Consider the following 9,939-nt stretch of genomic DNA (forward strand, 5'->3'; position numbering starts at 1 on the left):
CCGCCGCACCGCCGACGCCGCCCTCGGAACAGCCGCCTGGCCCGCACCTGCAGAAGACTGAGGCCCCTCGCCCCGTTGTGCGCCAGACGCCATTGCCAGTCCCGGCCGCTGTCCAGCCCGACGTCGCCCTGCCGGACCGCCAGCCCGAACCGCCGCAGCGCCCAGCCCCTTCCGCCGCGCCTGCGGCCCAGACCACGGCCCCGCCCTCGCGGCCCAGCCCGCTGGCGCCCAGCGCATCAAACGGCACGACCGACTGGCGCGGTCAGGTTCTGGCACGGCTGGATCAGGCCAAACGCTACCCCGCCGCCGCCCAGATCCGCCGCCAGCAGGGCGTGCCCTACATCCGCATCACCATGGACCGTCAGGGCCGCGTCCTGAACGCCCGACTGGAACGCAGTTCAGGCATCCCCGCGCTGGATCAGGAAGCCCTCTCCATCCCCCGCCGCGCCCAGCCCCTGCCCGCACCACCCGACGAAGTGCCGGGCGACCCCATCGAACTGGTGACGCCTGTGGAGTTTTTTATCACGCAGTGATTGGTGACTTTCGCAAGGTCAGCGGCAGACTCTCAACTATGCCATTCTCCGACGAGACCAGAGGTTGCCTGCTGGAGGGGATGGTGGGCGATCTTGGAGTACAAGCCGCCTGCCCCCTGCAGATACATTGCGAGGCCCCTTTGCGTCAGGACCTCGCTACTCGCTGAAGGCGACTTCTTAGAACCGCCATTCCACGGCGGCGCCGACACGGCGGAAGGCGGTGTCGGGTAGGATTTGGGATGTGCCGCCCGTGTCGAAGTAGCTGGGGAAGATGACGGCGGCGAAGCGCTGATCAAACAGGTTCCGGACAAACAGGCTGAGGCGAATCCGGTCGTCAGGGTCGCTGATCCCGACGGTTCCGTTCACGAGGGAATAGCCCTTCTGCAGCGTGTCTGGATTGCCAACGCCATAATAAACGCTGGACCGATATGACCAGTCGGCGTTCACGAACAGGCGCGCGCCAGACAATGAGCGCTCGTAGGAAGTTGCGAGACTGGTCGACCATTCGGGCGCAGCGATCAGGCGATGGCCTTTGGCGTCAAAGGTCGGCCCAGGGAAGGTGCAGCCCTGCGCGGCTGTCTGGCCTGCGTAGCAGGACGGGAAATAGTTCGTGTATTCGGCGTCGAGGTAGGTGGCGCCAGCCGATATGTTCCATCCGCTTGTCGGACGAATGACGCCCTCAAGCTCCACGCCCTGGGTGCGCAGTCCTCCGGCGTTGCCGGTGCGGAAGGCGCCGATGGGCGGAATCGTCGGATCGAAGACCTGAGCCTGGAAGTTGGTGAAGTCGTTATAGAAGAAAGCCGCGTTGACGCTGAGGCGGCGGCCCAGGAAGTCGCCTTTCACGCCTGCCTCGTAGGCTTCGACTGTCTCTGGATCGACCGGGAAGACATTGGCGTTGATTGCGCTGATCGCGGGTCCCTTGTAGCCGCGCGAGGCGGAGACATAGACATTGGCGCGATCCGTAAGCCGGTGCTGGAGCACCGCGCGTCCGGACCATCCCTCTTCTGAGCGTGAAGCGCCTTCGGAGTAAGGCAGCGGGCGGGGCTGGCAGACACGCCCGCCGGTCAGGGCGTAGCTTACATTACAGACGCCCGGAATCGCGGATACGCTGGCCGTATTGTCAATTTCGTCACGGGTATATCGTCCGCCGACGATCAGGTCTAAGCGGTCGGTGAGGTGCACCGTGCCCTGTGCGAAGGCGGCGATGCTCTTGCTGTTCACCTCATAGGTGACCAGACCGCCAACCGTGCCGATCAGGATGGGCGAGGCGTTGGGCAGATACCCCAGGGTTCCGTACTGGGCGTTCCCTGCGCTGATTTCCTGCTGATAATAATAGAGGCCCGCAACATAATCGAACCTGCCTCCGCCGTTAGATGCGATGCGTAGTTCCTGCGTGAACTGATGCGCATCGAGGGTGGCGAGGTTGTTGTCGTAGACACGCAGAGGCGTGCTGTCGACTTCCAGATTGCTGTTCTGACGCACGTCGCGATAGGCGGTCACAGAGGTGATCGTCGCGCCGGCCAGTTCATAGTCGACAGTGACCTGACCGCCGAAACTGTCTGTCCGGCTGTAGTTGTGAGCGCCGATGCCGGTTGCACGGTTGTCAGGGCCGGGGCTTATGCCCAACGCCGTCAACTGATCACGCACAAACCTGTTTCCAGCCGCAGGCGCGTTCGCCCCGGCGCCGAATGACCGGATCGTCCAGACGCCGGGATCGCCCTGCGTGTCCTGATAATCTGCGATGGCATAGACCGACAGGCGGTCCGTCACGTTCCACAGCAGCTTGGCGTTGAAGTTGTAGCTTCGCTGATCTTCTATCGAGCCAGGACCACGAACCTGTAGCGGCGTGTCGCTGGACTGGTACCCGGCGCGCAGACGCAGCGCCGCGCTCTCGCCTACGGGCAGGTTGACGATGGCATGACCCTGAAGCTGGTCGCGCTGGCCGTATTGCACACGACCTTCGGTGCTGTACTCGCCCAGTTTCGGACGGCGCGTGGTGACCGAGATCAGGCCTGCGGTGGTGTTCTTCCCGAAGAGCAGCCCCTGCGGACCGCGCAGCACCTCCACCCGTTCAACGTCCGCCAGACTGTTCAACGGGGTGTAGCGCGGCAAGGTCAGGTTGACGTCATCGACCGCCAGACCGACCGCAGACTCCACGGAGTAATCGAAGCTGTTGCTGGCCACGCCGCGAACCGAAAAAGACGGTGTCTGCGGCACAGGTGTGAACTGAACGCTGGGCGCGCGTTGAGTGATGTCAGACAGGCTGGAAGCGCCGGTTTCACGCAGGGATTCGCCGCTGACGACCGTAATGGCGATCGGCACATCCCTGAGGTTTTCGCTGCGACGCTGGGCGGTCACGACCACTTCGTCGACCGTTGAGGCCTGTGTCGCGCTGTCCGGTGAGACGGTCTGGGCGTTAGCCGCACCGGCAATGATGAGCGCGATGACGCTCGTGCTTGTGCAAGTCGTCCAATGACGCATTTGGTTTCCCTCCCATGGCGGGGCTTGTTCGCCCTGTCGCTCTTGCCAGGCACCCTTCCGGCAAACTAACATTCAGTCAAGAACGAAAGTTATTGCTTTGGGGAGGCACGGGTGAAGTTGAAAGTCGGCTTCCACGGTTCGACTGATCGCCCTAGTCTGACGGGGCGGAACGCCCGATACGGCGCCTTCCTCGAACCAGAAAGCAGAGCATCACTTGACTGCAGTCACACCCCCGAAAACTCGCCGCAGGCAGGTCGACCGTACAGCGGAGACACGCAGCGCGCTGATCGAGGCGGCCATCCACGTGATCTATCGCGACGGCTATGGCGGGGCGAGCACGGCGGTGATCGCAGAAGAGGCAGGCGTCAGCCGCGGCGCCATCCTGCACCAGTTCGGCACGCGCGCGCAGCTAATGGCGGACGTGATCACCGAGGTCTATGCTCAGGAGCATCGGGACTATCAGTTGCTGGAGGCGCAAGGCTACGATGGAATGCGTCTGTGGGACTGGCCGGAAATGCTGTGGCAGGTCTTGCGCAAACCTTCGGGCGTAGCGGTTCTGGAAATCCTGCAGGCGGCCCGCAGCGATCAGGAACTCGCCACTCTGGTCGCCCCGGCGCAGAGCCGTATCGAGGAGATCGCGACAGCGGGAATGCTGGAACGGTTTCCGAACGTCGACGAAGCCGAGAGCCTGTCCGCGATGCGTCTGTTCGTCTGGGCTGTGCGCGGCCTGTCCATTGCGCAGGTTCTGGCGCCCGAGCCGCGTTCAATCGAATCGTCGGTTCTCTTCTTCCGCCGTATCGTGGAAGCCGCCGTCGAGTCCGGCCTGGTTCTGACGGTCAAAGCGTCTTCGAGCCCTGCGCCGAAAGCCTGATTGACGGCTGCGTCCAGCGGCTGGGCGCAGAACTCCTCACAACACGACACCGCGCTCCGCACGCTGTGCAGCGAACGCCCACGCCCCTGACCGGGCGCCGCGGACGCATGTCTGCGCGCCAACTCCTTTCATTTCATTCAGCAGTTTAGGATCAAGCCGTTGGCCGGAAAGATCGATATCAAAGGCACGACCTTCACGGACGTGCATGGACGGCATGTGACCCTCAGGGGGGTGAATTTCGGCGGCGACTCCAAGATGCCGACCAGTCCTGACGGCCATACCTATCGGCCCAGCACCTTTGACGATCATCGCACGGTGAGCTTCGTCGGCCGACCAGCGGACCTGACGGAACTGGATGAACATCTGGCGCGACTGCAGCACTGGGGTTTCAACTGCCTGCGTCTGCTTCTGACATGGGAAGCTGTCGAACATGCTGGCCCCGGCCAGTATGATGAGGGCTTCCTCGACTATTACGCCGAAGTCTGCCGCCGGGCTGGCGCGCACGGCCTGCACGTCTTTGTGGATTTCCACCAGGATGCCTGGAGCCGCATGTCAGGCGGCGACGGCGCGCCAGGCTGGACCTGGGAAGCCATCGGCATGGATTTCTCGAAATTCTCCTCTTCCGGCGCCGCCCACCTGATGCAGCACCAATACGACGCGGCCAGGGGCGGGCGTCAGGACGCCTATCCGGTGATGAGCTGGAGCGGCAATTACTCACGCCCCGCCAATGGCGTGATGTGGACGCTCTTCTTCGCGGGCGCGGACTTCGCCCCGGACATGATCGTGGACGGCCGGAACATCCAGACCTATCTGCAGGATCACTATTTCGGAGCCGTAAGAGCAGTCGCCGAGCGGATAGCCCACCTCGACAATGTCATCGGCTTCGACACCCTGAATGAGCCGGGAACCGGCTATATCGGCAAGGCCCTGACGGCGCCGATCATTCGCTACAAGGGACCGATCTGGACGGCGCTGGACGGCCTCGCTCTGGCGTCCGGCGTTGAACGCCGCTTGCCAGTTGTCTCTCCCGGCCAGGGCGTTGTCGGCAGCCAGACCCTGAATACGGAAGGCGTGTCCATCTGGCTTGAGGGGCATGAAGATCCTTTCAGGGCCGCAGGCGTATGGGACTTGCAGGACGGCGCCCCTGTCGTGCTCAAGGAGGACTATTTCCAATCGATCGGCGGGCGAACGGTCGAGTTGGGGCGTGACTACATGGCCCCCTTCTTCAGGCGCATGGCCGCGACTGTTCGGGAGGTTCGCCCGGCTTGGCTGATCTTCGGCGAAGTTGATCCGTTCGAGGCCGTGATGGGCCATGGCTTCCCCGAGGGCGCGCCCGAGCGGATGGTCAACGCCAGTCACTGGTACGACCTGACCGCCCTGGTGACGAAACGCTTCACGCCCGACCAGATGACCCACGTCCTGACCGGACAGGTCCGTCAGGGCGGCAAGGCTATTGAAGACGGTTATGTCGAGGAAATGTCGATGCTGATCGCCGCCGGGAAAACCCTGGACGGTGGTGCGCCGACCCTGCTCGGCGAATGCGGCGTCCAGTTCGACATGAATGACGCCGAAGCCTATCGCCGGTTGTCGCAGGGGGAGCGTGGAGCCGACATCTGGGCCGCACAGGCCGAAGCGCTTGGCCGGATGTACAACGCCATCGACCGCCTGCTGCTGTCATCGACTCAGTGGAACTACACCGTCAGCAACCGCAATGATCCCATGGTCGGCGACGGGTGGAACCAGGAAGACCTGTCGATCTGGTCCTCGGATCAGCTCGATGGCGCAGAAGGTCCCGACGCAGGCGGTCGCGCCATCGACGGCTTTTGCCGCCCCTATGTACGCGCGGCGCAAGGGGTGCTGTTGCGGCAAGCTTTCTGTCGCGAAACCGGCGTGTTCGAAGCCGAGATCGACATGGATCCCGCCCTCCACGCCCCGACCGAAATCTATCTCCCCCAACGGCGCTTCTCGGACACGCCGCGTGTCGAGGGCGATGCCGGAACCGGTGTGCTTGAGGCGCAGATCCTGCGCATAACGGCCGAAAAAGCCGGTCGTCAGACCATCCGCGTGATCGCACAGTGACCGGCTCAGCCCCCGGAGCGGAAATGCGATCCGCCCCAACCGCATCAAAAGCACAGCTGGGTTTTGGCCGAAGCGTCGGATACGGCGTCGGTGATTTCGGCCTGAATCTCTTCTTCACGACAGCCGGTCTTTTCCTGCTGTTCTATTATACGGATGTGCTGGGCCTTTCGCCGTCAACGGCGGGCTGGGTCTTTGCCGGCGCCCTCATCTGGGATGCAGTGTTTGATCCCTTGATGGGCTATCTCGCCAACCGCACCCGGTCGCGATGGGGGCGATATCGCCCCTATCTGCTGTTCGGCGCCATACCGCTGGCGGCGGCCTGGGCCTTGATGTTCCTGCCGACGGGTCTGACAGGCCCTGCCCTGATCCTGTTCGCAGCGGGAACGCACATCCTGTTCCGAACCTTTTACGCCATTGTCGGCATGCCCTATCTGGCCCTGTCCGCAGTCCTGACGCAGGATAGCAAGGAGCGGGGCGTGATCGCGGCTGTGCGCATGGTCGCGGGCGCCAGCTGCGGACTGTTGTCCGCCCTGCTGACCCTGACGCTGGTCAAGGCGTTCGGCGGCGGCCAGGTCGGCTTCTTCGGCATGGCGCTGGTCTATGGGGCCTTGGCCGCGGCCGTGCTTATGCTGGTCTTCGCCTCCACCCGCGAACAGATTGCAGGGCCGGTCGAACAGAAGGTCTCGCTTAGAGACATGGTGCGGATGCTGCGTGGCAACTACGCCTTCTGGGTGGTCAGCGCCGCCATGCTGCTCAGCGCGGTTGGAAGCACCTTTTTCCAGAAGACGGTGCCGTATTTCTTCAAATACCAACTTCACCGTGAAGACCTGATCGGGCCAGCACTCGGCCTGCTCGCAGGATGCGTGATGCTGTCCATTCCGCTGTGGACCTGGCTGATGAAACGCACGTCCAAACGGATCATGTGGATCACCGGAGCGGGGATCAGCACGCTCGGCTTCGGCCTGCTGTGGTTTGCACCGGCCGAGCCGCTGCCGGTGCTTTCGGTCCTGCCTCTGCTCGGCGTCGGGGCTGGCGCTGGTTACCTCGGCTTCTGGTCCATGATGCCGGACACGGTCGAGTATGGCGAATGGCGCTCTGGCGTACGAGCCGAGGGCGCAATCTTCGGCCTGGTGTCACTGCTGCAGAAGGGCGGATTGGGGCTGGCCGCCGCTGGTCTTGGAGAGCTTCTGACCCTGATTGGCTATCAGCCCAATCTCACCCAGACGCCGGAGACGCTTGCAGCTATGCGGATTGTCATGATCGCGAGTCCGGCGGTTCTCAGCCTGGCCGCCGCCGCCGCCATTGCCTTCTACGGCATCGACCATCGCCAGCATGGCCGCATGGTTCGCGCACTGGATCGCCGGAGGTCCAGGATTACAAATGACAATGAGGGCTAAGTCGGCGCACTCAGTTCCGAAAACATGGCGGACCTGTCGTCGTCATTTCACTCTGCCTCCTCAGACCGCTGCGAGGTTCAACACCCATTAAATCACATGAATGATCGGTGGTGTCGGCACAGCAAGATCGGCCGAACTCCACGATGCACACTGCCTGAGACGAGCGAGGTAAGACCTTGGTCATGCTGATGTACAAAGGGTCAAATCAGCGATCACAGGGGCGCCGACCTGATGTTGCCCTCCATGCTGCTCCCCCACGACCCGCCCCTCTATCGCCCCGGCTATTCCGCTCTAAAAAAAGCGCTGCCCAAATTTCATGATAGCCTTCGGTGTTCGCTGAAGGCCGCCGTGATGGCGCGCAGGGTCTCACGCGTTCTGGCGTCGGTCAGGGATGAGTGCAGGATAATCGATAAGGACGGGATTTCAGGCAACCCGAACTTGTGACTCACCTCAACCATGTCAGGGGTTGCCAATCGTCGCGGAAAAGCGGCCGCCGCTAGGCCTGCGAATAGAGCCGCCGTCACTGCGGGGGTGGTGCCAACGCACACCTCTGTCCACGGGATTTGCACACCATCCAGCAGCCGCATCGCCACCTCTCGCACATTACAGCACGGCGGATGGCTGGCCAGGCGCAGCGACTCACCGACACGGTGCTCGAAATCCGCCGATGCGAACCAGCCGAAATGCTCAGGCCCGAGAACCTCTCCGTCTCGTCGGTCGTCGTCGCTGCGCACAATGACCGCGTCCAGCCCCCCTCTTCATAGGCGTCCAACAAGGCGCGGGAGATATCGACCAGCACCTCGATCGTCAGACAGGGATCCAAGCTTCTCAGCTTCGCTAGAAGGGTCGGAACCTCAGCCCCCCATATGTCTGTCGTCTCTTATGCTCGGGCTTGAGATCATCAGCATCCCATCCATCCAGCCGACGCTGGAAAGCGTTCCGCCAGCCGATTTTAGGCAACTGCAATGGATCATGAACGCCTACACCATCGCCATGTGCGCTACGCTGTGCTGACGGCGATGGGCGCTCTGGGGGATCGGACCGCAAGCGCGCCTTCATGTCCGGCGTCGCAGTCTTCGGCATCGCCACACTGATCTGCGGCCTGGCGACCCAGCGCGCCGCTTCTGATTGCCGCAAGCTTCCTTCAGGGACTTAGCGCTGCCGCCATGCTCGCATGTCAGGTGGCTATCCTGTCGCACCAATTTCGTGATGGCGCGGAGCTCGGCAGAGCCTTCAGCTGGTGGGGCGTCATCTTCGGTATCGGTCTAGGCTTCGGTCCGATCGTCGGCGGGGCGATCATCACCCTGGCCAGTTGGAACTGGGTGTTTCTGATACACGTGGTGCTCGCGGCGGCCACGTTGATCCTAGCCCAGAAAGGCGTCGAGGAATCCTCAGGTCCCCACGCCACGAAGATCGATCTTGCGGGCATGATCACACTATCCATCACAGTGATCGGCAGCGTGTATCTGCTGTCCCAGGGGCAAGAGCTGGGCCTGACCAGCCCAGCCGCCCTGACGATTCTGGCAGTCAGCACATTGACCCTGATCCTGTTCATCATCGTGGAGACGCACGCAAAGCGGCCGATGTTTGATTTCAGCGCCTTGCGCATCCGCAAGCTGTCCGGCGCCCTGCTGGGATCCAGCGGGATGAACTTCAGCTTCCGGCCCTTCGTAGTCTACCTTGCCGCTCTATCTGCACGCCGGCCTCGGCTATGACGCTATAGCAACAGGGCTGGCTGTACTGGCCTATACAGTGCCGACCATCGTGGCCCCTCCGATGGCGGAACGGTTGCTGCTGGGTCGCGGCCCGGGCCTAGTCATTCCGCTTGGCCTATTCACCATTGGCGCAGGTTTCGCCGTTCTGCACCTCGCCATCGCCAGTGGTCAGGCGAACTGGATGACCCTGCTCCCTGGCTGCATCATCGCGGGAGCCGGTCTAGGACGGACCAACACCACCGTCACGAACACCACGACTGCAGCGGTTCCGCCGGAACGAGCCGGCATGGCTTCAGGCATGGACATGAGCGCACGGTTCATCTCCCTGTCCGTGAACATCGCCTTGATGGGCCTGATCCTCTTGAGCGGCGTTCATACCCACCTCAGCCAGGCCCCGCCGCCAGCTTCGACGGCGAACACACTCAAGACATTGGCTGACACCGTTTCGGCAGGCAATCTCGCCGTCGCTGAAACAAGTGGCTTGTCCGCCACCACAGCCCGCGACGCACTGAAACACGGCGTCGCCTAGGTCACGCTTTACGGCGCCGCCTCAGCATGGGGGGCTGTCGTTGCTCAGCTTCCTGACGTTCGGCGGCCGAAAAGCAGTACAGGCCTGAACTCTTCCAACCTGCCCTTGGTTGGGATGCGAACCAAGGGCAGCTCTGAAACTCAGGACTGATACAATCTGTTCTGATGACCATCAGAAAGATACTACACACAGAGGCTCAGCAGACTGTTGATCGGCGTCCACGGCTGCAGCTCAAATCGGATTGCACCGCTCGGCCACCGGCCCGTATGCCGACATGAGGCATGACAAATATGCTCGACCATCGGCAACGTCTCTAGAACCTGATGATCCTGTC

General features: G+C 62.7%; 8 protein-coding genes. 6 read left to right on the forward strand and 2 right to left on the reverse strand.

Annotated elements, in window-relative coordinates:
- Positions 1-533 (forward strand): energy transducer TonB (locus QZ281_RS08450; RefSeq protein ID WP_292227122.1); only part of this gene is annotated, 533 nt, incomplete at its 5' end.
- A 177-nt stretch (positions 534-710) separates the two neighbouring features.
- Here QZ281_RS08450 and QZ281_RS08455 read toward each other — a convergent pair.
- Positions 711-2,891, reverse strand: a complete 2,181-nt coding sequence (locus tag QZ281_RS08455) for a TonB-dependent receptor (protein ID WP_292227124.1) — start codon at positions 2,889-2,891, stop codon at positions 711-713.
- A 337-nt stretch (positions 2,892-3,228) separates the two neighbouring features.
- On the opposite strand from QZ281_RS08455, the gene QZ281_RS08460 reads away from it, so the two are divergent.
- From QZ281_RS08460 to QZ281_RS08470, 3 genes are all read left to right on the forward strand, one after another.
- Positions 3,229-3,885 carry a TetR/AcrR family transcriptional regulator gene (locus QZ281_RS08460; protein ID WP_292227127.1) on the forward strand — a complete coding sequence of 219 codons (657 nt, stop codon included), beginning with the start codon at positions 3,229-3,231 and terminating at the stop codon, positions 3,883-3,885.
- Positions 3,886-4,044: 159 nt separating this feature from the next.
- Positions 4,045-5,964: a cellulase family glycosylhydrolase gene (locus tag QZ281_RS08465; protein ID WP_292227129.1), complete on the forward strand. Its 1,920-nt coding sequence runs from the start codon at positions 4,045-4,047 to the stop codon at positions 5,962-5,964.
- A gap of 23 nt (positions 5,965-5,987) precedes the next feature.
- Positions 5,988-7,361: a glycoside-pentoside-hexuronide (GPH):cation symporter gene (locus tag QZ281_RS08470; protein WP_292227132.1), complete on the forward strand. Its 1,374-nt coding sequence runs from the start codon at positions 5,988-5,990 to the stop codon at positions 7,359-7,361.
- A 314-nt stretch (positions 7,362-7,675) separates the two neighbouring features.
- Here QZ281_RS08470 and QZ281_RS08475 read toward each other — a convergent pair whose 3' ends face one another.
- The gene (locus tag QZ281_RS08475) at positions 7,676-8,095 is read right to left on the reverse strand and encodes a hypothetical protein (RefSeq protein ID WP_292227135.1); all 420 of its coding nucleotides are present in this window, start codon (positions 8,093-8,095) and stop codon (positions 7,676-7,678) included.
- A 432-nt stretch (positions 8,096-8,527) separates the two neighbouring features.
- On the opposite strand from QZ281_RS08475, the gene QZ281_RS08480 reads away from it, so the two are divergent.
- On the forward strand, positions 8,528-9,076 hold the full coding sequence (locus QZ281_RS08480) for an MFS transporter (RefSeq protein ID WP_292227137.1): 549 nt from the start codon (positions 8,528-8,530) through the stop codon (positions 9,074-9,076).
- Positions 9,042-9,605 (forward strand): hypothetical protein, encoded by a 564-nt coding sequence (locus QZ281_RS08485; RefSeq protein ID WP_292227140.1) that lies wholly within the window; start codon positions 9,042-9,044, stop codon positions 9,603-9,605. Before QZ281_RS08480 ends, QZ281_RS08485 begins: the two co-directional genes overlap by 35 nt.
- The last annotated feature ends 334 nt before the right edge of the window (positions 9,606-9,939 follow it).

Source organism: Brevundimonas sp., assembly GCF_018608325.1.
Classification (GTDB): domain Bacteria; phylum Pseudomonadota; class Alphaproteobacteria; order Caulobacterales; family Caulobacteraceae; genus Brevundimonas.